Below are 23,871 nucleotides of genomic sequence, written 5' to 3'. Positions count from 1 at the left end.
CATGCTAGGAGGCATGATCACTATGGAAGATTGGGCTGAGATCCGTCGGCTGCATCGTGCGGAGAAGATGCCGAAGAAGCAGATCGCTGAGCGATTGGGAGTCTCTCGGACCACGGTGTATCGAGCTCTTGAGTCAACAGAGCCACCGAAGTATCAACGAGCGTCGAAGGGCTCGATTGTAGATGCGGTGGTCCCAGAGATCCATAAGCTTCTTAAAGACGCTCCGAGGATGCCAGCGACCGTTATCGCGGAACGCTTGCAGTGGCAGCATTCGATGACGATCCTCAAAGATCGCGTGCGTCAGATCCGTCCTTTGTATACCGGGGTAGATCCAGCGGACCGGTTAGAGCATGCTCCTGGTGAGGCTGCCCAGTTCGATTTGTGGTTTCCCGAGCCGAAGATCCCGGTGGGGTTCAGCCAAGTACGCGTCTTACCGGTGCTAGTGATGACTCTGACTTTCAGTAGATTCCTTCGTGCTCGGATGATTCCCTCGAGACAGTCGGGGGATCTGCTGGCAGGTATGTGGCATCTGATCACTGGCGTTGGCGCTGTGAGCAAGTCATTGATCTGGGACCGTGAAGCAGCAATCGCACCGAAGGGAAAGCCTCTGCCTGCAGTCCAAGGCTTCGCCGGCACGATCGCGGCCAAGATGATTATCGCTCCGGCCAGAGACCCAGAGTTTAAGGGCATGACGGAACGAAATAACCAGTTCTTCGAGACGAGTTTCCTGCCGGGGCGAACCTTCGGCTCACCCCAAGATTTCAACGCCCAGATGGAAGCGTGGTTAGAGACACGCGCTAATCAACGACTCGTGCGCAGCCTGGGAGATCGTCCAGTGAATGTACTTGATCAGGATCGAGCAGCTATGACTGCGCTTCCTCCGTCACCACCGGCTGTCGGGTTGAATTTCCAGATCAGACTAGGCCGGGACTACTACGTTCGTGTCGATACCAATGACTACAGTGTGGATCCCCGATACATCGGGCGACTGGTACAAGTCACCACGACCCTAGAACGGATTCTCGTGGTCTGTGATGGAGAGACTGTTGCTGATCACCCCCGTTGTTGGGCCACCGCGCAAACGATCACTGATCCCGGTCATGTTGCTACCGCGAAGATGCTCCGAGCCCATTACAACCAGATCCGACGTCGTCCTGTCGGGCGCGATACTGAGGTCGCGTATCGACCTCTGAGCGTCTACGACGAGCTCTTCGGATTGAGATCTGCACCGGCTGCACCGGCGCCGGTGACGGAACAGGAGGCAGTATGAGGACCAATCCAGAGAAGATCGGGGCCACGCTGTCACATCTAGCTCGAGCGATGAAGACTCCCACGATCGCGAAGGTCTGGGAACAACTGGCCAACACCGCTCGTGAGCAGGGATGGACACACGAGGAGTATTTAGCTGCCGTGCTTGAACGTCAGGTTGCTGATCGCGAAGCCAATGGCACCAACTTGAGGATTTCCACCGCCCGGTTTCCAGCGATGAAGACTCTCGAGGACTTCAACCCTGATTTTCAGCCAACCCTACGCCGTGATCTGATCGCGCATCTAGGGACCACCAGTTTCATTCCGAAAGCTGACAACGTGATTTTGCTTGGCCCGCCCGGAGTAGGCAAGACGCACTTAGCGATCGGACTCGGCATTCGGGCCTGTCAGTCTGGGTATCCCGTGTTGTTTGATACCGCTGCTGGGTGGATCAACAGGCTTAGCGTTGCTCATCAGCGTCATGGAGGATTAGCAGCTGAAATCAAACGCCTGCGACGATACCGCTTACTCATTATTGATGAGCTCGGGTACCTGCCCTTAGACGCTGACTCTGCGAATCTGTTTTTCCAGCTAGTCGCCTCAAGGTATGAGCAGGGTTCGTTGCTCATTACTTCTAACCTGCCCTTCAGCCGGTGGGGTGAGATCTTTGCTGATGACACGATTGCAGCAGCGATGATTGACCGGTTGATCCATCATTCAGAGGTCCTCACCCTCGATGGAGAGTCTTATCGGACACGAACCCGACGGGAACTCCTTGAGAAGAACACCAACATCACGACCTGAACCTGTCAGAGTGTCCAGTTTTCAGACGTCGATTAATGTCCACTTTTCAGCCGCCGTTGACAAAAGCAGAGAAAGTCGCCTCCGGGGCCCGGCCAGTGCGCAAGGACCGGTTCGTGAAACTCACCGGGAAGAAACCCGGGGTGGATTGGGCGCTGGTCGAGCGAGCCAGACAGCTACTGGGTTTGAAAGGCTACGTGACGAATATTAGCCCGCAGGTCTTGGAGGGTGGCGCAGTGGTTGCTGCGTATCACGATCTGTGGAAGGTCGAGAAGTCGTTCCGGATGGCTAAGAGTGATATCCGGGCTCGGCCGATGTTCCATCATCAGCGGGACTCGATCGAGGCGCACTTGACGATCGTGTTCTGCGCGCTGGCCGTAGCTCGTCACCTGCAAGCAGTGACTGGGGTGAGTATCAAGAAACTCGTGCAAGCGCTGAGACCTTTGCGGACGGTCACGATTGATATCAATGGGCAACAGCTCACCGCGGCTCCGTCCATCCCCGCAGACGCCCAGAAACTGCTCGACTCGTTGGTCTCAAAAACTACGCACTAAATCTGGCACGACTCAGGTCTGGTGTTGAGGCCTTCATCAAGACCACTGCCGCTTCGTGGGGCGGCCGTTTGCGGTACTTTCGGGAGTTGCCGCGGATAATTAAGTTTTACTGCCCGGTTGAAGGCACTCATTTGGCGTTCTTATCTGATGCAAACTCTGCCCAATGAGAGCTTCCCCCGAAGTACAAGTGCCCTGTCTGTTCCGCAGTCCCAGCTATCGATAAGTCCTGTAGCACACTGCCACCTGAAAGTGCACCAGTTCCCACCAGTCGCGGAATTAAGCTTGTCGTGGCTACTTCGAACCGGTTGCCGATGGCAGGTAGACCACACCAAAGTCGACTAAGAATAAGTTCGGCCTGAAGCGATACGATGCGGTTGAGGCACAGGCGTTAAGGCCGCAAGTAGGCCGTCGGTGACTAAATCATACTGGCTTGAAAGGAATCGCAACGATGCAGATTGATGCCAATAAACGAACGCTCGGAGAAGTCCTACTGCAAGGACAACATGTTGTGCCGAGGTATCAACGCCGATATGCATGGGAAGCTCAAAACATCGTAGATTTTTGGGATGACATCACTAACGCCAAGGAGCCCCATTTTCTGGGGAGTATGGTCACGAGCGGTGCTGCCTCAGCTCCGCGGGAAGTGATCGATGGTCAACAACGACTGACAACGACAATCATCGCCTTGAGTGTACTTCGTGAGCTTTATCGCGAAAATGGGCATGAACTACGTGTTACCGGTATTAATGAGTACCTCGAGTACAACGACCGTGATGGTCATCGTAATTACCGTTTGAAGAACAGGGATGCTAATGCTTCGAGTCGACTTAATGACAATGTTCTCCTGGAAATGGAAAAGCGTGCCGCGGCACCTGGTTACGACTTGGAGGCATTGGAGTCGCAGGCCTATAGGATCTTTGAGGATCTGGCTCGGGGTGCCATAGGAAGAGCTACAGATAAAATTGAGCAAATAGATAGCATTCGTAATGCAATTCTTGAGTCAGAAGTTGTTTACATTAACGTTGAGGACCGAAGAAGTGCTTTCACGATATTTGAGACGCTGAATGACCGTGGCAAAAGTCTGACCGCCATGGATCTCGTCAAGAACTTGCTGTTTGCAGAAATTATGGCGGGAGATGAAGACAGTTCTGAGAGGTCTTGGTCGGAGATCCTCGTGAATCTTGATGAGATTACTTTTGACGGGATGACGCCCGATTACTTCTTGTATTATGCGTGGAATTCTCGTCATCACGCCCATCATGCCAACACTGACATTATCGAGCAAGCCAGGTTAAGGCGATCCATCGAGGATCACATTGAGTCATCAGGCGGCCAGGATCTTGCGGCTCAAAACCTGATTACTGAGTTAAGAAGTGATGTAAGGGTACTTTCAGGTCTAAATCGGACTTTGATAGCTAATGGTTCCCCTGACGCTTGGCGTGATCTCGACGACCAGTGGAGAAGGGACAAATATGAAGCCATTTGCGACCGGTTGTACGGGATCTTGGTTACAGGAGCTAACCAGCCGCTTCCACTTCTAATTTCGCTGCTGCGGTCATATCGCCAGAAGGATGGAGGTATACAGAGAAAGACGCTACTTGAATTCCTTGCGGTTGTGGAGAGCTTCCAGTTCAGGTGGAGCATCGCTCAGAAGGGTTCGACATCGTCGGTACGTCGCCTCTACAGGCAGGCTGCGGCCTCCGTCTCGGCGAGCACTTCAACTCCGGATTATAGGGCAGCGATGGAAGCGTTCGTTGCCGGCGCTTCAAGGATGGACACCTCAGATGCGCAATTCAGGGATGGCATCCAGCGCCTCGCGTACTCACGGACGCGAGTGAAAGACTCGTTCAAGATCAGGCACATTCTCACTCGAGTTGAGAAATCCTATTCATCCACTGCCTTGGATCTGAGTCGCCAAATGTCTCTCGAGCATCTTCAGGGCTTAGAAGGAAGGTCCGAGGCCACGCCTAGGAACTCTTGGATTTTCAAGATTGGAAACCTTGCACTACTTCCTACTGAAGTCAACTCGAGTCTTCCAACGGAATTCAGTGACAAGTGCGATGAGTTGCGTAAATGGGTCAATTTAGAAGATGCAACTTTGGCCAGGGCAATCGATGAAAGTGCTTGGAAGAGCGAGCAAGCTGGCGAGAGGCTCAACAATATTGTGCAAAATGCTTTTGTTCTCTGGCCCAGAGTTTCAGCTTGACTCAGACGGAGTGAAACCTTCCGTGCAACGGGCTACCCGGTAACTCACCTAGAGAATTCTGGCGCCCTTGAAACGCCCTGGTTTTATTGGAGGCCCCACTAAAATCAGGGCGTTTCGGGATTTGGTTGAATCGAGTTCTAAGAGGGGAATTGGTGTCAGGACAATTCGTCCTGAGCGGCCTGCTCCGCAGCCTAGATGAGAGCACCTAACTGGGGTGTACTTTCCATGCCTCGACGAGGCTCCCGAGATGACAAATACACCCTCTTGTTCGACATGCCATTGAAGCAGTGTGCGTTGAAATGAACCTAGGGTTGACGCCCGCCTGAGTGTGTCTGACCTGAGTCGTGCCATGTTTGTTGAAAATAAGTGGTCGAGGGGTGTAGATCGTTGATATTCCGCGGTTCGGGTTCCTGAATCTACGCACTAATCGTGTGCCGACTAGACTGTGCGGGTGGGCTTGTTCGTGCGGAAAGTGAAGACCGCTTCAGGAGCGACCGCGGTCCAGATTGCTCATACCAAGCGCGGGATCCAGAAGATCGTAGAACACATCGGCTCCGGGCATACTGATGCCGAGATCGCCGCACTGGTTCATATCGCGAAAACCAAGATCGCAGGGGATCAAGAAGAACTCGACCTCGAACTTCCCAGCACCCCGGACCAACCGGGTGCTCAGCCCAGCGTTGCGCTCATCGGGCCGAGGGTGACGGGTTCCTCAGCTCAACTGCTGTGGAACGTGTTGGAGGACGCGTATCAGCATCTGGGCTTCACCGGGGTGGGGAACACGGTGTTCCAGAAGCTGGTGTTAGCCCGACTGATCGAGCCGACCTCGAAAACGGACACGATCCGTGTCCTGGAAGAACTCGGCGTGAAGGCCCCGTCATTGCGCACGATCTGGCGTACCCTGGCTGAATCCATTAGCCAGGACTGGCGGGATGGGTTCAGCCGGGCAGCCTACGCGCACGCCCTGAAGACCGCAGGCCATGCTGGCTTGTCTGTGGTGCTTTATGACGTCACGACCTTGTACTTCGACGCCAATGACGAAGACGAGCTACGCAAAGTCGGGATGAGTAAAGAACGCAGAGTCGATCCACAGATCGTGGTCGGGTTACTGGTGGATCGTGAGGGGTTCCCTTTAGAGATCCACTGTTTCGAAGGCAACAAGGCCGAGACCTTGACCCTGGTCCCGGTGCTGCGGTCTTTCCAAGACCGTCACCAGGTCAAGGATCTGGTGGTCGTCGCTGATGCGGGGATGCTCTCAGCAGCCAACCTCAATGCTTTGGAGGATGCGGGGTTCTCTTTCATTGTCGGCTCGAGGATCACGAAAGCCCCGTATGACCTGGCGGAGCATTTCGACCGTCATGGCACTTACTTCACCGACGGGCAGGTCCTGGAATCATCACGCACCATGGGTACCGGCACTAATGCCAGGGCGCGCAGGGTGGTGTATCACTACTCGTTCCAGCGTGAGAAGCGCGATAACTACTCGTTGAATAAGCAGATCGAGAAAGCAGAGAAAGTCGCCTCCGGGGCCCGGCCAGTGCGCAAGGACCGGTTCGTGAAACTCACCGGGAAGAAACCCGGGGTGGATTGGGCGCTGGTCGAGCGAGCCAGACAGCTACTGGGTTTGAAAGGCTACGTGACGAATATTAGCCCGCAGGTCTTGGAGGGTGGCGCAGTGGTTGCTGCGTATCACGATCTGTGGAAGGTCGAGAAGTCATTCCGGATGGCGAAGAGCGATCTCCGTGCCCGGCCGATGTTCCATCATCAGCGGGACTCGATCGAGGCGCACTTGACGATCGTGTTCTGCGCGCTGGCCGTAGCTCGTCACCTGCAAGCAGTGACTGGGGTGAGTATCAAGAAACTCGTGCAAGCGCTGAGACCTTTGCGGGCGGTCACGATTGATATCAATGGGCAACAGCTCACCGCGGCTCCGTCCATCCCCGCAGACGCCCAGAAACTGCTCGACTCGTTGGTCTCAAAAACTACGCACTAAATCTGGCACGACTCAGGGGTTGACGCCCGCCTGAGTGTGTCTGAGCGAGCTTTAGTTCGGTTGGTTGCGGATTTTCAGATGCTTGGTACCTGGGTGGTCGAGGATGGCCAGCCTTCGCCAGTGTTGAGGAGAACTCGGGCTTCAAAATAGTAGTGTGTGCCTTCGGCTTGATCTATCTTAATTGAGTGCAATTCGACCCAGACCGCATCGGTAACTGCTTCTGTCGACAGCCAGAGAACCTGGCCAGTGGACAGGAACGCCCCAATAGGTTCCGTCTGGAATCCGACGAGAGGTTCTCCGGGCGTCTGGGTCTCGACATTGAATACAGGTGCGCGCCATGGTTCACCGAATAGCACCAACTCCCCGAAGACGTTGCCCATGGTGAGGTCAAGCAACCGGTCCACTTCGCCGAAGGCGTCGGCGTAGATTCGATCCGGGCCTGTCAGCGAGCGAACGGCCTCGGTCATTGTGTGGGACCGGTGCTCTGCACGCGGAATCGCGAGATTCGATTCGTGGTCATCAAGAGCGGCGGCGGACAGGCGTTGCTTCAGTTCACGCCTGGCCGAGCGCAACGCCTCCTTTGCGTCGTCGTTCAGGGATTGGTGCGCGCTGTGAAAGGCGACCCATGCCCGGGAACTCGTGAGTGCCCGCCTGATTTGCCGGGCGGCCTCGTCAAGTTGCAACGCCCCCATGGAGTCCGCTCCGAGGAGGTTTGGTGCTGATGGTGGTGCCGACAGCTGGTTCAGGCCGGAAGCGAACTCCTCCTTTGACCGGATGTAACGGGTAGTCATCTCTTCGGTCATCAAAGGGGTGTTGCGTGCCAGCTGCGGCGCACGAAGCATGGGGTAGCCGGCCAGCGAAGCGGGCATCCAACCCAACGTGACTCGGTGCGCCCCTTCCAACTTTGCTGCCGCCTGTAACCACTCGCGCCGCTCATCCTGGTCGATCTCAGGCATTCCGAACTTATCGAGGAGAGGCTGGTATCGAGCACCCGACGTGACTGAACGGCTCAGGATCCAACGTGGATCCATTCTGATCGGGGGCCTGGTTGCGTCGGCCGACAGATCCAAGATGTCGATGCCGTTCGATCTAGGCTTTCGACTCGGTCTGTGTACCCGACTTCGTGGCGCAAGACCTTCATCGAACAGTGTTCAGAAGGCCATGGAAGGAGTCGGCCCTTGGAACTTGATTTGCCTGATGGGGCTCGCTGCGAGGGGACCAAAGGGGGACCAGAATCAAGCAATCTACGTACTTCGTGACGTACTCTGCATGATTTGCTCCGCGGAATTGCGAGGTTTTCGGTGAGGTTTGAACCGTGTGGACGTCTGGGGGTCAAACGCGGTAGCCGATGCTCTCGACAACTCATTAACGGGATCTGGTGCAGGGCCGAAAACACAGTGTGAATGGCTTTTCAACTGACTACTGGCGATTCTGCGGGCGATCACTGTTGCTCGCATTGTCCTCTGCTAGCGTTCATGAAATGAAGAAGCGCGCTCCAGATCTGATGACTCGTGACATGGCGCAGCACGTCATCGACACCATCAAACCCACGGTGCGTCACAACATCAACATCATGGACTCCCACGGTGTGATCATCGCTGCGGTTGACCCGGATCGGGTGGGCACTCACCACGCAGGCGCACTGCAGGCCGTGGCCGCGCGAAATTCCGTGGAGATCTGGGACCGTGACGATGAGTCGGGCGTGCGCCCCGGCGTGAACATCCCGCTGTGGCATGACGGCGCGGTGCGTGGCGTCGTGGGACTCACCGGCAACCCCGACGAGGTGCGCTCCACGGCCGAGCTCATCGCCCTGACCGTGGAACTCTTGCTCACTCAAGAACGGCAAATCAACGACGATGTTCAGCGGGACACCCAAGCCCGCGATGTGCTCGCTGCCTTGAGCTCCGGGGCCAGCGATCCCAGTGACCTCGGCTCGCGGCTGTCCGCGCTGTCGATCCCGGGGCCGTGGACGCTCGCGGTCAGCCTCAACATCGACGCTCAGGACCCTCTGCGGATGGTCACGCCGGGACGGTTGAGTGAACGGCTGCGCCGACTCAACAGGACGCCGGGGGTCATGGCAGCCGAACTCTTCGGCGCCGTCTGGACGCTACGGTCCGGTGCCTCCGCGCCACGGGGACGAAAGCTGGTGGACGAGCGACGCATCGCTGTACCGACCGCATCCTCCATGGCACAGCTCCAAGCGCAAGCGGTCACTTTGCGCCACGCCTGCGCGACCCCGGGGATCTTCCCCGCAGTCAACGCCCCCACTGAGTCGGACGAGATGCAACAGCCACCGATGTGGCGGTGGGAGATTGCCTCGGTGGTGGCCTCGTTGCCGCGGACCGCCATCTCGCACCGTGCCGAGGTAGTGTCCAAGCTCACCCGAGAACAGTGTCGAACGGTGCTGGCGCTAGGCGAGCACTCTTCCAGCCACGCCGCGGCTGCGGGGCTGTACATCCATCGGAACACCATGGCCCAGCGGATCGACCAGATCATCGCACGCGCAGGGCACGACCCGAGGATCGGGGCGGAACTATCCGCCTTGCTGCTATCCGTATATGCCCGCGCGGCACTGGGTGATCTGCACATATTCGGCTCCTGACTAGGTGCGCGATGTAGTGCTTTTGCACGTCGAAATAGATGTGACCTGTGTCATAATCTGCCAGGATGAGCCGTGCAGATCGACCGTCGCCACTACGTGTGGCAGTGATTCCTGACTCCTTCAAAGGCACCCTCGACGCCCGTCGGGTGGCTACGGCCATCGCTGATGGTGTCCGTCGTGCAGCGGGTGAAGCGCAACAGGACATCATTGTCGATGAACTGCCCTTTGCCGATGGGGGAGAAGGCACCCTGGATGCAGTGCTCGCCGCGTGGGGGACATCTGCCCAGAGCTGTGCGACCACGGACGCGATCGGCCGGCCCTGCGATGCCGAGTACGCCATTTCCGCTGATGGCCGCATCGGACTGATCGAGGCGGCCCAGGCGAACGGGCTCGCCGCCGTGAGCGATGTCCCGCTACGGGCCGCCGAAGCCACCACGCGGGGAGTGGGCACTTTGGTGCGCGCCGCCCTTGATGAAGGCGTGGACGAAATCCTGCTGACCATCGGCGGATCAGCCACGACCGATGCCGGTACCGGTTTGCTGCGCGAACTCGGTGCGCGCTTTTTCGATGTGAACGGCGTCGAGTTGCCCGACGGTGGTGGTTCGCTGCTGAACCTTGCCACCATCGACCTCTCCGGAATTGATCCTCGAGTACGAGAGGTCACCTGGCGCATTGCCACCGACGTCACCAACCCGCTCACCGGGCCGCAGGGCGCGGCGCATGTTTTCGGCCCACAGAAGGGCGCCGCTCTTGAAGACGTGGAGCACCTGGACCGGTGTCTGAAGCACCTGGCTGAGGTGGTGGCGGAATCTGGCGGAAAATCCCTCGATGGCGTGGCCGGACTGGGCGCGGCCGGCGGGCTGGGAGCGCTGCTCTATGCCTTCTTCACCGTCGAGCTAGTGCCCGGATGGGAAATGGTCAGCGACGCACTCGGTGCGGCCGAAAAAATCGGTCAAGCGGACCTCGTGTTCACTGGTGAAGGCCGGTTCGACACCCAATCCCTGGACGGAAAAGTCATCCATGGCGTCCGGCAGCTCACCGCAGAAACGACCCCAATGATCGTCCTGGCCGGCCAGGTGGCCGTGGATGCCGAGGCGCTGCAGGCCAGTGGCGTGACAGCGGCGTTCTCCATCGGCCGCGGTCCGGGCACTCTGGGGGAGACGGCGCCGCACACCGCCGAGAACCTGACCTGGACCGCCTATCAAGTTGCTCGTCTGCTGCTGACACCCTGACGCGCATCCCCTCTGTCACTCACCTCATCACTCCAACGCACACCGTCGTGACGAACCCCTTGAAGTAAGGACCCCGAGATGTATGAACTCATTGTTCTCATCGTGTTGGTGATCGGCATCGTGCTGGTCACCGCGCGGTGGAAAATTAGCCCCTTGCTGGCACTACTGGGTGCCGCCATCATCGCGGCATTCGCCTACGGCGTGCCTATGGAAGAAGTCGTCACCACCATTGGTGGTGCCTTCGGAAGCACCATCGGCAATATCGGTTTGGTGATTCTGGTTGGCACGATGCTCGGGGCAATTCTCGAGCGTTCCGGTGCGGCGATCGCCATGGCGGATTTTTTGGTGAGAGTGCTGGGACCGCGATTCCCCAACCTCACCATGAGCTTGGTCGGCTACATCGTGTCTATTCCGGTGTTCTGCGACTCCGGCTACGTGATTCTGAACTCCCTGCGCAAGGCGATCACCGTGCGCACCGGGGTCTCACACATCGCCACTGCTATCGCGTTGATGACAGGCCTCTACGCGACACACACCCTGGTACCTCCCACCCCCGGTCCGCTGGCAGCAGCGGAAAACGTCGGCATCTCCCACAACCTGGGCTTCCTGATTCTGGTGGGTCTGCCGGTGGCCATGGTGGCCGCCATGGCGGGCCTGCTCTACGCGCAGCGCTTCTCCAAGAGCACGCTGCCGCTGTTGGAGCCGACGTCGGAATCCGACCTGGACAACAAGACCTATGAGGAACTGCGCGCCAGCTACGGAAAACTGCCCTCGGCGGCCGCCTCCTTCTTCCCGATCGTGCTGCCCCTGGTGCTCATCATGCTGTCCTCGATTGCGAAGCTGCCCGCCCAGCCGTTTGGTGACAGCATCGTCACCGAGATCATCATCTTCCTGGGCACCCCGCTGATCGCGCTCATCCTTGGCCTGGCATCCGCAGTGTTGCTGATGCGCGGCAAGGGCAAGCTCGAACGGTTCAACGCGCAGATCTCCGAGGCGGTCACCGTTTCCGGCCCCATCATCTTCATCACCGGTGCCGGTGCCGCGTTTGGTGCGGTGCTGGGCGGCTCCCGTCTCACCGACTTCCTGGCTGATGGGCTGAGCTCACTGGGGCTGGGACTGCTGGTTCCGTTCTTGGTGGCCGCCGCACTGAAGACCGCGCAGGGTTCCTCCACCGTCTCCCTGGTGACCACCTCGGCGATGATGGCACCGCTGCTGCCGTCCATGGGGCTGGGATCTGACCTGGTCATGGTGCTGACGGTGCTGGCCATCGGTGCAGGCGCGATGGTGGTTTCGCACGCCAACGATTCCTTCTTCTGGGTGGTGTCGCAGCTCAGCCGCATCCCGGTGGGCACGGCATACCGCACGCTGACGGTGGCCTCCGGGATCGAAGGCCTCGCCGCCTTCATCGTGGTCTGGATTCTGGGGGCCGTGCTGCTCTAAGGACCGGCCGGAATCATCACGATCGAGCACGCCTCATGAGCGGATCAGCGTAACCACCATGAGGCGTGCTCGTGTGCGTGTTGGGGGCACGCAGGGTCAGCCTCAGTGCGGTATCGATGATCCAGGTACGTCCCGCCCCACTGGCGGATCCGCTCGGTCGCCCAGGTGCACGTGCACGTCTCGGAGGCCAGAAGTTCCTCGATGAGTTGGCCGTACCGGTGCTGCCAGGCGCGGTGTGCGGCGCGGTCGGAATGATCCAGGGGACGAGGGTCCGTCATCGTTTTCCTCCTGCCGCGCTAGCGTGTTGGGTGCACCGCCATTCTAGGCCGAGGTGCACGTCACTCCGCGAGCACCTGCGCGGGTGAGGTGAATCCGCGTGTGACAATGAGAGCCATGTTCCTCAGCGCGCTCGACATGATGGTGCCCACTCACCAGACGTCCGGGCTCTGGCGTCACCCCGATGCCGATCCCGACCAGTTCACCGACCTGAGTTTCTGGGTCGAGCACGTGCAACTGCTGGAATCCGCGGGCTTCGACACCGTGTTCTTTGCCGATGTGGCCGGGGTGTACGACGTGTACGACGGGTCGGGGCGCACTGCGATTCAGGCCGGCATGCAGTACCCGGCGCTCGATCCGCTACTGCTGATCAGCGCGCTGGCGGCGGCGACCGAACGGATCGGCTTCGGCGTCACCGCGAACGTCTCCTACCTGCCCCCGTACCTGCTGGCCCGCACCTTCGCCACGCTCGACCACCTCACCGGCGGGCGTATTGGCTGGAACATCGTGACCGGCTACCAACAGTCGGCGCTGCGCAATCTCGGTACGGAAGAGCTCATGCGCCACGACGAGCGCTATGACCGGGCCGATGAATACATGGACGTCGTCTACGGGCTCTGGGAAGCCTCGGTCGAGCCCGGCGCTGTGGTGAACGACGCAGCGGCGAACACCTACCTGGACCCCGACAAGGTGCACACCATCGACCACCAGGGCCAGTGGTTCTCGGTGCCTGGGCCCGCACTGGTGACGCCGGGTCCGCAGCGCACCCCTTTGCTTTTCCAAGCGGGCTCGTCACCGCGGGGTATCGACTTTGCCGTCAAGCACGCCGAAGCGCTCTTTTTCTCGGGCACCTCCCCGGCCAACGTACGCCAACTGGTGGACCAGGTAGAAACGCGTCTGGCAGCGGCCGGGCGCGCCCGCGACGAGGTGCGGCTGATCACCTCGATCACCGTCATCGCCGCTGCCACCGATGACGAAGCGCAGGCACGGTTCCGCGACTACACCCGCTACGTGGACGAGGACGCCGCGCTGGCCCTCTTCGCCGGGTGGACCGGCCTGGACCTGGCCCTGTTGTCGGGGGACGACGTGATCGAAGAAGTGCACATCGAGGGCAACCGCTCCGCACTGCAATCGTTCACCTCCATGGACCCGGACCGGCAGTGGACCGTGGCAGACTTGGCCGCCTATATGGCCATTGGCGCTCGCGGCCCGGTGATCATCGGCTCGGGCAAGACCATCGTCGACGAACTGGAGCGATGGATGCTCGAGGCCGGGGTGGACGGCTTCAACGCCGACTACGCCCTGCGTCACATCGACCTGCAAGCCTTCGCTGAACACGTCAGCCCCGAACTGCGTGCTCGCGGATACCTCGACGCCGTGCCGGATCATACGGACGTCGACGTGCAGCAATCGCAGACGCTGCGCGGCCGGGTCTTCGGATACGACTGGTTGCCGACGCACTCCACCGGAGGATCGCGCCGCCGCCAGGGCTGAAGAAACCCGGTTTAGGGGAAGCCCAGCAGGCGCAGCCCCGCAGCGGCGATCGCGCCGACCAGCACCACCACCAGGAACGGAGCCCGCAGGATCAGGGCTACCGCAGCGGCAACAAGCGCACCGATGCGAGAATCCGCGGTGAGTGAAGTGCCATCACCCAGGGCGTTCATCGCCACCAATGCTGCGAGGAGTCCGATGGTCACCGCGTTGGCGGTGCGCAGCACCCGCTCGTGCTCGAGCCAGGCCTGTGGCATCAAATAGCCCACGAATTTGGTGGCGAAGGCAATCACCGAGGCTAGTAGGATCCAGAACCACAGGCTCATGAGGCCTCCTCTCGCAGAATCTCGGCGCGGGGGCGCGGCTCGGCAATGAACCAGCCCCAGATGCCGGCGACGGCGGCGGCCAACAGAATCGGCAGCCCGGCCGGCAACATCGGCAGGGTAATCGAAGTGACCAGGGCGGCGGTGACCGCCAGTGCCCAGGTGTTGCCGCTGCGCAACCGGGGCCAGAGCAGCCCCAGCATCGCTGCGGTGGCCGCACCATCCAAGCCCCAGTTGGCCGGGTCACCGAGCGCTGTCCCCGCCACCGCGCCGACAATCGTGAACAGATTCCACAGCAGATAAACACCGATGCCGGCACTCCAGAAACCAATGCTGATGCCGCGGCGGTCTGTCTGCGTGGCAGCCGTGGCGGCGGACTCATCGATGGTCACGTGCGCCGCCAGCGGTCGCAGGGCCGGGCGTGGACGCAACAGTGCCTTCATCTGCATGCCGTAGACGGCGTTACGCACCCCGAGCAGCGAGGCAGCCCCGGTGGCGGCCCCGCCCAGTTGGGCTCCGGATCCGCCGCCGAGGACTCCGATAAAGGCGAACTGGGATCCGCCGGTGAACATCAGGGCGCTCAGGGCGATGGTCTGCCAGACGGAGAGCCCGGCGGTGACGGCCAGGGCGCCGAAAGAGATACCGTACAGTCCAGTAGCGATGGCCACCGAGACGCCGGTGCGCAGGGCGGGATGCGACCAGAATGAAGGGTCAGGCTGTTCCCGTGCGAGCTCGGAGGGGGTAGCGGGCATAGCGCCCATCTTATGATCAACCCCGGGTCGTGACGGTTGCGTTTCGCACGCACATTGGATTTCTGCGCGCCGGTCTTCTCTGCTAAACTCACTAAGTCGCTTGGATCTTTAGCTCAGTTGGTTAGAGCGTTCGCTTCACACGCGAGAGGTCGCTGGTTCGAGTCCAGTAAGATCCACCACCCATCAGGGCCCTGTACAGGGGTCCTGATCTCGTTAAGAGCGGGTCGTCCGCCCGTGAAATTCCATTCCTCGTCGATCGTGGTTCACCGCCGCGAAGGCGTCATGACACACACATCAGAGATGGTCCGTCACGGACCCGCGGTCTGCCGACGGCCGCGAGTGAGCCGACAGGAGGTGGTCGAATGACCCGCGAACCGCACCCCGACGCATCCTCACCCGACGAGGTGCCGCACGGTTCTACCGCCGTCGGTGCGGCCATGGAATCAGAAACGGCGCCAGCTACCGGCCAGATCACCATTCCCGTGATCCGTCCCGCGGTCACCCTGCCCAACCCGGACGCTCAGGCGCCCCAGATGGACCCCTCGGACGGGTTCGGCCCCGAGACCGCGCCCACGGCTGCGCTGTCGGCAACGGAGACGCCGAGCACGGACACCCGTGACCTTTACACGGTGCCCGCGGCGGATCCCGAGCCCGCCCCGACCGTCGGCGCGCTGCCGGTGATCTCCGCCCCGGAAGCGTCCCGCCCGCAACCAACCCGCCCTCGGAAAGCTCAGCGAGAGCCGGGCACCTCGACCGGCCGCCCGTCCCGCGGTCTGCGCCTGCCCGCGCGTCGTCCGCGCCGTCGTGAGGAGTCAGGGTCCCAGCCGGCCGAGCCGTACCAGGAGCGGATGCCTACTCAGGTGATGAACCTGGTGAGCCGCCTGGAAACCAGCCCGTTTGCAGCTGCAGCGCGCAAAGAATACCAGAAGGCCGCTGAGGCCGCCGATATTCGCAACACCCTGGACTTCGCCATGAAGCTGGGGGAGACCATGTTCCGTTTCGGTGCCGGCGCCCTGGAAGTGGAAACTTCGATCATCGTGGTCACCCAGGCGTACGGGGTGCACGAGACCGAGATCGACATCACCAACCAGGCGTTCTCGCTGAACTATGCGCCTCCGGGGGAGACCCCGTACACGCTGCAGCGCGTGGTGCGCTCCTGGTCGCAGAACTACGCCGGGCTGGCGTTCTTGCATCGGTTGGTCTCCGCGATTGCATCCGGCGACATCACCCGCGAAGACGCTGAGCGGCAACTGGCTGAAATCCGGCACCGGCGCAAGCCGTTCCGGCCGTGGATGACGGTGTCGGCCAACGCCTTGTTCGCCGCCCTGTTCGTGCTCTACATCGGTGGCAGCCCGCTGGCCGGGCTGATGACGCTGGTGTCGGCGGCCGTCGTGGTGATCGCCATGTATTCCATGGCCCGGTTGCGAGCGCCCGAGTTCTTCACCACCATGCTGGGTGGGTTCTTGGCCACCGTGATCTCGTTGGGGTTGTTCTCCTTCGACGTGTTCAAGGACCCGGCTACGGTGGTGGCCGGCATCTTGATGATCATGTTGCCCTCGGGGCGCTTCGTCTCCGCGGTGCAGGACGGCATCAACGGCTTCCCGATCACCGCCGCCGGCCGTTTTGTCTCCGCAGCGCTGGCCTACGTCGCCATGGTTGGCGGCATCGTGCTGGCCGCCGTGTCCGCCTCACAAATGGGGGTGCCCGAGGTCGACGTGACCGCAGCCCCGGTCAACTCGTACCCGGTGTGGGTGCTGGGCATCCTGGTGTTCTTCGCCTCGGCTGGAGTGGCAGCCGTGGAGCAATCCGAGTGGCGGTTGCTACTGCCCACCGGCATTGTCGCCACCCTCGGATTCATTGGCTACGAATTCGCTCTGTTCCTGGGACTCGGTCCGGTGATTTCACCTGCCGTGGCCGCCGTCATCATCGGTTTCCTAGCGCGCATGGTCGCATTGCGTCTCGGCGCACCCCAGCTGGTGATCGCGGTGCCCTCGGTGCTGTTCTTGTTGCCCGGTCTGGCCATCTTCCGCTCCATGTACGAGATCGCCATGAACACCGGTGCCGTCAGCGGCATCGTTGGCATGGTGATGGCCTCCATCGTCATCCTGGCGGTCGCAGCCGGCTCCGTGCTGGGCGACACCCTAGCCCGCCCGCTCACCTCGAAGCTGCAAGGGAACGAACGACGGCGCATCGGCCGCCGCTGAGCCGAGCGGTCAGCGCACCTGCCAGTCCACTGGCTCCGCACCTTGGGCCCGCAAAAACTCGTTGGCCCGCGAGAAGGGTTTCGAACCGAAGAACCCGCGACGTGCCGACAGCGGGGAAGGGTGAGCAGACTCGATCACCAGCACGTGCTCGCCGGTCTGCAACACCGGGGCCATGCGGCGGGCATCGTTGCCCCAGAGGATCGCCACCAGTGGTTGGTCCCGAGCGGCCAGCGCCCGTACAGCGGTTTCGGTGATCTGCTCCCACCCCAGGCCACGGTGCGAGCCCGGTGTGCCGGCCTGCACCGTGAGCGCCCGGTTCAGCAGGGCCACACCTTGCTCGGCCCACGAGGTGAGATCACCGTGCTCGGCCGGGGCGATGCCGAGGTCGTCGTGCAGTTCCCGATAGATATTCGTCAGCGAACGCGCCAGGGGACGCACGTCGCGGGCCACGGAGAAGCTCATCCCCACCGCATGTCCCGGGGTGGGGTAGGGGTCCTGACCCAGGATCAGCACCTTGACCTCATCGAAGGGCTGGCGGAACACCCGCAGAATATTCTCGGCCGCCGGCAGCACCTGTTCCCCGGATTTCTGCCGCTCCTGCAGGGTTTCCGCCAACGCGGCGAAGGTGCCGGTGTGCCCGGCCAGCACCGCATCCCAGCCCTGATCCAGGGGTTCACGTACGTCAGAGATCAGCATCCCACCAGCCTAACCAGCCGTCGGGACCATGACCGACGTCCGAGCGCGTAAAATGGAGGATCACCGACACCCGTCGTTATGCTGGTTACCGATTCAACGAGGAGCGATCCATGCCCGGCTCTGAGCTCTCTGAGCGGGACCGGAACATCCTCGCCTTCGAGGAACAGCGTTTCACCTACCAGGGAGCGAAAGACCAGGCCATCCGCGATACGTTCGGGCTCTCGGCGACGACGTACTATCAGATTCTCGCCCGATTACTCGACGACGAACGCGCCCTGGCCTATAAACCTCTGGTAGTGCGACGATTGCGTAGACTCAGATCGACCCGATTTCGTGCCCACGGCAGTCCAGAGCAGGGGAGCTCATGACCAAGTATCCGCAGGACCACTACGATGACGTCCCGGAATACACCGACCAGGTCGGTGCTCACCGCGCCGCCGTCGCCAAGCCCGAGTCCAACACCGGGCTCAATGTGCTGATCATCGCCGCCGCGTTGGCGCTGGTCGTGGGCATCGTCGCTTTCCTCCTGTTGCCCCAGCTGCGCAACGACTGGTTCGGAGCCTCCGCACCCACGGATGAGCAGACCACCGAAGCCCCCGCCGATCCCTCCGGCACGGACGCCGACGCTGAGACCGATGCCGGGGCTGGTGAAGCTGAGACCACTGACGAGGACGCTACCGGGGGCGACGAGACCGACCCGACCGGTGGCGAAACGGGAGCGGGCGACGACCTTGAAGGCGGAGAGGAGCCGGACCCGACCGGTGCCGCCAACGTCGATTACAGCCAGGGCATCGAGGTCTACAACGCGACCATGACTCCGGGGCTGGCCGGACAAGCAACCCAACAGCTGACCAGTGCGGGCTTCAACGTGCCGATCACCGCGAACTGGCAGGGCTCCGCCGTGTCCTCATCGGTCGTGTATTACGCTGACGACGAAGCCACCGCTCAGGCCATCGCCGACGAGCTTGGCATCACCGCCGTCCACGTGCCCAGCATGGATGCCATCGCCGTGGTCCTCGCCGACGACTTCGCCGGCTGACCGCCGTAGTTCGTTCCGGCCTCAAGCACTTGCACTCGCCAGGGGTGAGTGCTAAAAATGGGGTTAGCACTCTCGGGCTCTGACTGCCAGAGCTTTCTCGAGTTAGTTGGGTCGATTACCAGTGCGTCGACCAGCCGTCGCGGGCGCTAACTCGGGCCGAGGTACCTACATCAAGACCCGTCCAGAAAGGACTGCGACAAATGGCTAAGACCATTGCATTTGATGAAGAGGCTCGCCGCGGCCTGGAGAAGGGGCTCAACACCCTTGCCGACGCCGTGAAGGTGACCTTGGGCCCCCGCGGCCGTAACGTCGTTCTCGAGAAGAAGTGGGGCGCCCCCACCATCACCAACGATGGCGTGTCCATCGCCAAGGAGATCGAGCTCGAGGATCCCTACGAGAAGATCGGCGCCGAGCTGGTCAAGGAAGTCGCCAAGAAGACGGACGACGTCGCAGGCGACGGCACCACCACCGCGACCGTGCTGGCTCAGGCCCTGGTCAAGGAAGGCCTGCGCAACGTGGCCGCCGGTGCCGACCCGATCGCCCTCCGTCGCGGTATCGACAAGGCTGTCGAAGCTGTGACCGCCCAGCTGCTCGATTCCGCTGTGGAGATCGAGACCAAGGAGCAGATCGCCGCGACCGCGTCCATCTCCGCCGCTGACACCCAGATCGGCGAGCTCATCGCCGAGGCCCTGGACAAGGTGGGCAAGGAAGGCGTCATCACCGTCGAGGAGTCCAACACCTTCGGGCTGGACCTCGAACTGACCGAGGGTATGCGCTTCGATAAGGGCTACATCTCCGGTTACTTCGTCTCCGACGCCGACCGCCAGGAAGCTGTCCTGGAGGACCCCTACATCCTGATCGTCAACTCGAAGATCTCCAACGTCAAGGACATGGTGTCCTTGCTGGAGAAGGTCATGCAGTCCGGCAAGCCGCTGCTGATCATCGCTGAGGACGTCGAGGGTGAGGCCCTGGCCACCCTGGTGGTCAACAAGATTCGCGGCACCTTCAAGTCCGTGGCCGTCAAGGCTCCCGGCTTCGGTGACCGCCGCAAGGCCATGCTGGCCGACATCGCCATCCTCACCGGTGGCCAGGTCATCTCCGAAGAGGTCGGCCTGTCCCTGGACAACGCTGATATCTCCGTGCTCGGCACCGCCCGCAAGGTTGTGGTGACCAAGGACGAGACCACCATCGTTGAGGGCGCCGGCGACGCCGACCAGATCTCCGGCCGCGTAGCCCAGATCCGCGCTGAGATCGAGAACACCGACTCCGACTACGACCGCGAGAAGCTCCAGGAGCGTCTGGCGAAGCTGGCCGGCGGCGTGGCTGTCATCAAGGCCGGTGCTGCCACCGAGGTGGAGCTCAAGGAGCGCAAGCACCGCATCGAAGACGCCGTGCGCAACGCCAAGGCTGCCGTGGAAGAGGGCATCGTCGCCGGCGGTGGCGTGGCCCTGATCCAGGCTGGCGCCAAGGTGCTGGCCGGTCTGAACCTGGAAGGCGATGAGGCCACCGGCGCCAACATCGTCAAGGTCGCTGTGGAGGCTCCGCTGAAGCAGATCGCCCTGAACGCTGGCCTCGAGCCCGGCGTCGTGGTAGACCGCGTGCAGTCCCTCGCCGACGGTGAAGGCCTGAACGCCGCCACCGGCGAGTACGAGAACCTGCTGAAGGCTGGCGTGAACGATCCGGTGAAGGTGACCCGCTCTGCACTGCAGAACGCGGCCTCCATTGCCGGTCTGTTCCTGACCACCGAAGCTGTCGTCGCAGACAAGCCCGAGAAGGCTCCGGCCGGCGGCGGCGAAGGCATGGACCCGATGGGTGGCATGGGCGGCATGATGTGATCAGCTGATCACGGATGACGCCTCGCTGACCCGAGGATCACCGACGGTGGCCCGCACTCCTGAACGGAGTGCGGGCCACCGTCGTTTTGTGGTTCGCTACTCTTGCTGAGTCTCGTCGGGCTGTTCTGGTGTCTCGTCGGATTTCTTGCGGGCCTTGCCCGAGGGGTAGAGCTCGGCGATGAGATTCTTGCGCGCCTGTCGTTCCCAGCGTTTGATCGCGGTGCGGGTGTTGAAGATCGGGTTCTGCGCCAGCAATGACCGCAGCACTTTCTCCCGACCGGCGAAGAACTGCTCGTCGGGGATATGGGCGAAATCCTGCCGGACGGCGTCACGGTAGCGGCCGTAGGCGCCCGGATTGCGTCCCAGCACCTCCAAGTCGGCATCACAGAGCACCTGGCCGCCGGGATCGTCCTCGTGGGGATCGTGGGTAAAGGTCAGCCGCACCAGCCGGGCCGTTTCGATGATCTCTGAGGCCGGCAGCCCCAGCTCGGGCAGGGTGCGCTCGGCCAGCCGGGCGGAGTCTTCTTCATCCTGCCCCGGGGGGCGGGCCGGACTTCCCAGGTAGATTGCATCGTGAAACCACGCCGCCAATTTAACGGCCCGCGGGTAGGGGCCAAAGGATTCGCCTTGTCGCTCCAACAGATCCAACGCTTTGAGTACCGAGAGCAGGTGCGAGAGGTCATGGTAGTGCCGGTGAGGTTCGCGCCAGCGCTCGATCAGACCTGTGGCGATCGGATCCCGGTCCAGCTCTGAGGTACCGGGGAAGAGCCGGTCGAAGCGCTGGTGCAGGATTTTCTGCAGCTTGCTGGGGCGCTGTGCGGCGGGGATGCGCAGCCCCGAGGCGACGAGGCGGCGAACCAGCTCGCTGCCGGAGACCTCCACGGCGCCGGCAGCGACGAGATCCCCGTACATTTCCACGGGCACGTCGTAGTGGTCGCCGTCGAAGGCGCGCGGGGCGACGTCATTGGCGCGGGCGAATCGGTGCAGCTCATCCAGCGATTCATCTGAGACCAGATGGGAGAAGACGGTGCCATGTGCCGGCCACCGAGCTGGATCGATGAGAACTGCCATGGTCCCAGCCTACCGAGGATGCAGGCCGGAACCATGGCGTTCACCTTTCAACGGGGCGATATTCGTGCGCGCAGGTCACGGAGGCGACTATCCGCGGAACATGGAGGCGTTCGCAGTCTCCGTCTGCAGGTACTGGTCCGCGGCGTGGCTCATGGCGGTACGGATGGAGGTCAGCGACTCTTCCACCCGAAGTTGGGTGGCGCGCCACTGAGTGAGTACCTCCTGGAAATTATTGGACGCCTGTCCGCGCCAGGTGTCCTGTAGCTGGCGGAGGTGGGCTTCCATTGCGTTCACTTCGGATTGCAACCTCCCAATGGAACCCTCCACGGCGGAGGATTTCGCGAGAAGGTCGTCGGTGTCGATCTGAACCAGTGCCATGGGTGTCTCCTGAGTCGTCGTCGGGGAACGGGCTGTCCGTTCTGATGACCACGCTAGAAGTCTGGTGCGGAGTGGGCCGAGCCGCGAGCCTGCGGTGGGGGAGAAGACCCGTGGCTCAGGAGGCTGTGGAGGAGCCGTTCTCGTCTTCCTCGGTGGCGTCGGAATCCTCCGAATCCTCGTCGTCCTCGATGGGATGCCAGGGCAGGCGCACCGACATGGTGGCGCCGCCGCCTTCGGTTTCGCTCAGGCGCACGGAGCCGTCGTGCTGCGCGATGATGGCGGCGACAATCGCCAGGCCGAGCCCGGTGCCACCGGTCTCACGGTGCCGGGAAGTATCGGCGCGGTAAAAGCGCTCGAAGATCCGGTTCGCATCCTCTTCCGAGATGCCGGGGCCGTGGTCGCGGATTTCGATGACGGCATCGCGTGCCACCCCGCGATCCGAGCCCAATGCGCCGGCGGAGCCGTCGTCGTCGAGTCCCGAGAGCACGTCCACGGTGCCCACTGCGATCTCCAGCGGGGTGCCCTCCGGGGTGTAGCGCAGCGCGTTGGTGACCAGGTTGACGATGACCTGGCGCAGCTTGTGTTCGTCGCCGATGGTGGGAGCGGACGCGGGCAGATCAGAATCGATTCCCACCAGGGACACGGTACGGTCCGGGGCGTTGACCCGGGTGTCGACGACGGCGTCGGTGGCCAGCATGAGCAGATCCAACGGCACCAGGTCCAGGGGGCGCTGCTCATCCAAGCGGGCCAGGGTGAGAAGGTCCTCGACCAGGTGGGTCATCCGGGTGGATTCTGACTCGATGCGGCTCATGGCGGTGGCGACGTCGTCGGGCTTGACGATGCCGCCGTGACGGTAGAGCTCGGAGTAGCCGCGGATGGTGACCAGCGGGGTGCGTAGCTCGTGGGAGGCGTCCTGGATGAACCGGCGCATCTTGTCTTCGGAAACTTCTTTGGCCCGGAATGCGGTCTCGATGCGGGCGAGCATGGCGTTCAGGGAGCGCGAGAGTCGGCCCACTTCGGTGTCGGGTGGGCCGTTGGTGATGCGCTGGGAGAGGTCCCCGGCCGCAATGGCCGCCGCGGTACGTTCCATTCGGTTGAAGGGTCCGAAGGCGCGGGTCACCACCGTGTAGGCGATGAGAGAAGCACCGAGGGTGGCGAGCAGGCCGATGGTGACCACCAGGGTGGTGACCCGGTCGGCGGATTCGTAGACGGTGTCCAAGGGTAGGGCGATGGCAATGGAGCCGGCTCCGGATTCGAGGCGGTAGAGCTGGACGCGCCAGCCGCGGGAGTCATCGGCGGTGCCGGGCACGTTGTAGGCCTCGGTGCCGTGGGCGTTGACTTCTTCCTCGGTGAGCGGCGGGATATCGGGGGAGTCGGCCCGGGTGCGGATGGCGACGGTGACGTTGCCGTCGTTGTCCCACGCCTCGGCGTAGAACCGGACGATGGATTGCTGCACCGAGTCGCTGTCGAGCTCACTGGAGCTGCCCAGGGTAATCAGGAAGGTGGAGACCGCTCCGGCGTTGGCGTGGATGTCCTCGTCGATCTGGCGCATCAGCTCCTGGCGGTACAGGGAGCTGGTGAGCAGGGCCGTGATGAACACGGTGGCCATCATCAGCACCGAGGTGATCACCACGAGCTGGGAACGCAGGGAGGCGGCGCGCCAGGTGCTGGAGATCCAGCGGAAGGGCGCAAAACCACGGCGCACCCGAGGCGGTCGGCTCGGGCGCGCC

The 23,871-nt window shown here is 61.9% G+C and carries 20 protein-coding genes, 1 tRNA gene and 1 pseudogene; 14 read left to right on the top strand and 8 right to left on the bottom strand.

The features are described 5' to 3' along the window. Nucleotides 1-13 precede the first annotated feature (13 nt). The 5 genes and pseudogenes from istA (at nt 14) to O1A05_RS15575 (ending at nt 6,802) form a co-directional block, all read left to right on the top strand. On the top strand, nt 14-1,270 hold the full coding sequence (istA, locus tag O1A05_RS15595; protein WP_270106064.1) for an IS21 family transposase: 1,257 nt from the start codon (nt 14-16) through the stop codon (nt 1,268-1,270). Continuing rightward, complete coding sequence (gene istB, locus O1A05_RS15590; RefSeq protein WP_270106063.1) at nt 1,267-2,052, top strand: IS21-like element helper ATPase IstB; 786 nt, start codon at nt 1,267-1,269, stop codon at nt 2,050-2,052. Before istA ends, istB begins: the two co-directional genes overlap by 4 nt. Before the next feature lie 59 nt (nt 2,053-2,111). Then, nucleotides 2,112-2,603: pseudogene (locus O1A05_RS15585) on the top strand (IS1634 family transposase); the annotation flags it as partial. 448 nt (nt 2,604-3,051) lie between these two features. Further along, complete coding sequence (locus O1A05_RS15580; protein WP_270106061.1) at nt 3,052-4,809, top strand: DUF262 domain-containing protein; 1,758 nt, start codon at nt 3,052-3,054, stop codon at nt 4,807-4,809. 451 nt (nt 4,810-5,260) lie between these two features. After that, nucleotides 5,261-6,802: an IS1634 family transposase gene (locus tag O1A05_RS15575; RefSeq protein ID WP_442867644.1), complete on the top strand. Its 1,542-nt coding sequence runs from the start codon at nt 5,261-5,263 to the stop codon at nt 6,800-6,802. Nucleotides 6,803-6,876: 74 nt separating this feature from the next. Here O1A05_RS15575 and O1A05_RS15570 read toward each other — a convergent pair whose 3' ends face one another. Next, the gene (locus O1A05_RS15570) at nt 6,877-7,758 is read right to left on the bottom strand and encodes a hypothetical protein (RefSeq protein WP_270106060.1); all 882 of its coding nucleotides are present in this window, start codon (nt 7,756-7,758) and stop codon (nt 6,877-6,879) included. A 524-nt stretch (nt 7,759-8,282) separates the two neighbouring features. Here O1A05_RS15570 and O1A05_RS15565 point away from each other — a divergent pair. From O1A05_RS15565 to O1A05_RS15555, 3 genes are all read left to right on the top strand, one after another. Further along, nucleotides 8,283-9,404, top strand: a complete 1,122-nt coding sequence (locus tag O1A05_RS15565; protein WP_270106059.1) for a sugar diacid recognition domain-containing protein — start codon at nt 8,283-8,285, stop codon at nt 9,402-9,404. 65 nt (nt 9,405-9,469) lie between these two features. Beyond that, nucleotides 9,470-10,636, top strand: a complete 1,167-nt coding sequence (locus tag O1A05_RS15560) for a glycerate kinase (protein ID WP_270106058.1) — start codon at nt 9,470-9,472, stop codon at nt 10,634-10,636. 78 nt (nt 10,637-10,714) lie between these two features. After that, nucleotides 10,715-12,076, top strand: coding sequence for a GntP family permease (locus O1A05_RS15555; protein ID WP_270106057.1), 1,362 nt, complete (start codon nt 10,715-10,717; stop codon nt 12,074-12,076). Nucleotides 12,077-12,120: 44 nt separating this feature from the next. Here O1A05_RS15555 and O1A05_RS15550 read toward each other — a convergent pair whose 3' ends face one another. Continuing rightward, on the bottom strand, nt 12,121-12,354 hold the full coding sequence (locus tag O1A05_RS15550) for a hypothetical protein (protein WP_270106056.1): 234 nt from the start codon (nt 12,352-12,354) through the stop codon (nt 12,121-12,123). Nucleotides 12,355-12,469: 115 nt separating this feature from the next. Here O1A05_RS15550 and O1A05_RS15545 point away from each other — a divergent pair, with 115 nt between their 5' ends. Further along, nucleotides 12,470-13,846 carry an NtaA/DmoA family FMN-dependent monooxygenase gene (locus O1A05_RS15545; RefSeq protein ID WP_270106055.1) on the top strand — a complete coding sequence of 459 codons (1,377 nt, stop codon included), beginning with the start codon at nt 12,470-12,472 and terminating at the stop codon, nt 13,844-13,846. 11 nt (nt 13,847-13,857) lie between these two features. Here O1A05_RS15545 and O1A05_RS15540 read toward each other — a convergent pair whose 3' ends face one another. Together O1A05_RS15540 and O1A05_RS15535 are read right to left on the bottom strand one after the other, a co-directional pair. Then, nucleotides 13,858-14,169 carry an AzlD domain-containing protein gene (locus O1A05_RS15540; RefSeq protein ID WP_270106054.1) on the bottom strand — a complete coding sequence of 104 codons (312 nt, stop codon included), beginning with the start codon at nt 14,167-14,169 and terminating at the stop codon, nt 13,858-13,860. Next, nucleotides 14,166-14,918 carry an AzlC family ABC transporter permease gene (locus tag O1A05_RS15535; RefSeq protein ID WP_270106053.1) on the bottom strand — a complete coding sequence of 251 codons (753 nt, stop codon included), beginning with the start codon at nt 14,916-14,918 and terminating at the stop codon, nt 14,166-14,168. Before O1A05_RS15535 ends, O1A05_RS15540 begins: the two co-directional genes overlap by 4 nt. A 102-nt stretch (nt 14,919-15,020) precedes the next feature. On the opposite strand from O1A05_RS15535, the gene O1A05_RS15530 reads away from it, so the two are divergent. Together O1A05_RS15530 and O1A05_RS15525 are read left to right on the top strand one after the other, a co-directional pair. Beyond that, a tRNA-Val gene (locus O1A05_RS15530) sits at nt 15,021-15,097 on the top strand. A 183-nt stretch (nt 15,098-15,280) separates the two neighbouring features. Further along, nucleotides 15,281-17,122: a threonine/serine ThrE exporter family protein gene (locus tag O1A05_RS15525; RefSeq protein WP_270106052.1), complete on the top strand. Its 1,842-nt coding sequence runs from the start codon at nt 15,281-15,283 to the stop codon at nt 17,120-17,122. A gap of 9 nt (nt 17,123-17,131) precedes the next feature. Here O1A05_RS15525 and O1A05_RS15520 read toward each other — a convergent pair whose 3' ends face one another. Continuing rightward, the gene (locus tag O1A05_RS15520) at nt 17,132-17,818 is read right to left on the bottom strand and encodes a uracil-DNA glycosylase (RefSeq protein ID WP_270106051.1); all 687 of its coding nucleotides are present in this window, start codon (nt 17,816-17,818) and stop codon (nt 17,132-17,134) included. Between the two features lie 110 nt (nt 17,819-17,928). On the opposite strand from O1A05_RS15520, the gene O1A05_RS15515 reads away from it, so the two are divergent. The 3 genes from O1A05_RS15515 (at nt 17,929) to groL (ending at nt 20,692) form a co-directional block, all read left to right on the top strand. Then, a complete protein-coding gene (locus O1A05_RS15515) occupies nt 17,929-18,186 on the top strand; it encodes a DUF3263 domain-containing protein (protein ID WP_270106050.1) in 258 nt (85 codons plus the stop codon). Further along, a complete protein-coding gene (locus tag O1A05_RS15510) occupies nt 18,183-18,857 on the top strand; it encodes a LytR C-terminal domain-containing protein (protein ID WP_270106049.1) in 675 nt (224 codons plus the stop codon). Before O1A05_RS15515 ends, O1A05_RS15510 begins: the two co-directional genes overlap by 4 nt. A 200-nt stretch (nt 18,858-19,057) precedes the next feature. Then, entirely contained in the window at nt 19,058-20,692 is a 1,635-nt protein-coding gene (groL, locus tag O1A05_RS15505; RefSeq protein WP_270106048.1) for a chaperonin GroEL, read from the top strand. A gap of 96 nt (nt 20,693-20,788) precedes the next feature. On the opposite strand, the gene O1A05_RS15500 is transcribed toward groL, so the two are convergent. The 3 genes from O1A05_RS15500 to O1A05_RS15490 form a co-directional block, all read right to left on the bottom strand. Further along, complete coding sequence (locus tag O1A05_RS15500) at nt 20,789-21,763, bottom strand: DUF4031 domain-containing protein (protein WP_270106047.1); 975 nt, start codon at nt 21,761-21,763, stop codon at nt 20,789-20,791. A gap of 87 nt (nt 21,764-21,850) precedes the next feature. Further along, complete coding sequence (locus O1A05_RS15495) at nt 21,851-22,141, bottom strand: WXG100 family type VII secretion target (protein WP_270106046.1); 291 nt, start codon at nt 22,139-22,141, stop codon at nt 21,851-21,853. Between the two features lie 115 nt (nt 22,142-22,256). Next, on the bottom strand, nt 22,257-23,846 hold the full coding sequence (locus O1A05_RS15490; RefSeq protein WP_270107622.1) for a sensor histidine kinase: 1,590 nt from the start codon (nt 23,844-23,846) through the stop codon (nt 22,257-22,259). Nucleotides 23,847-23,871 lie beyond the last annotated feature (25 nt).

The sequence above is a fragment of the Citricoccus sp. NR2 genome, from assembly GCF_027594385.1.
In the GTDB taxonomy this organism is placed as follows: Bacteria; Actinomycetota; Actinomycetes; order Actinomycetales; family Micrococcaceae; genus CmP2.
Note: the sequence above shows the minus strand (reverse complement) of the source record. Positions and strands in the feature narration are given on the sequence as shown.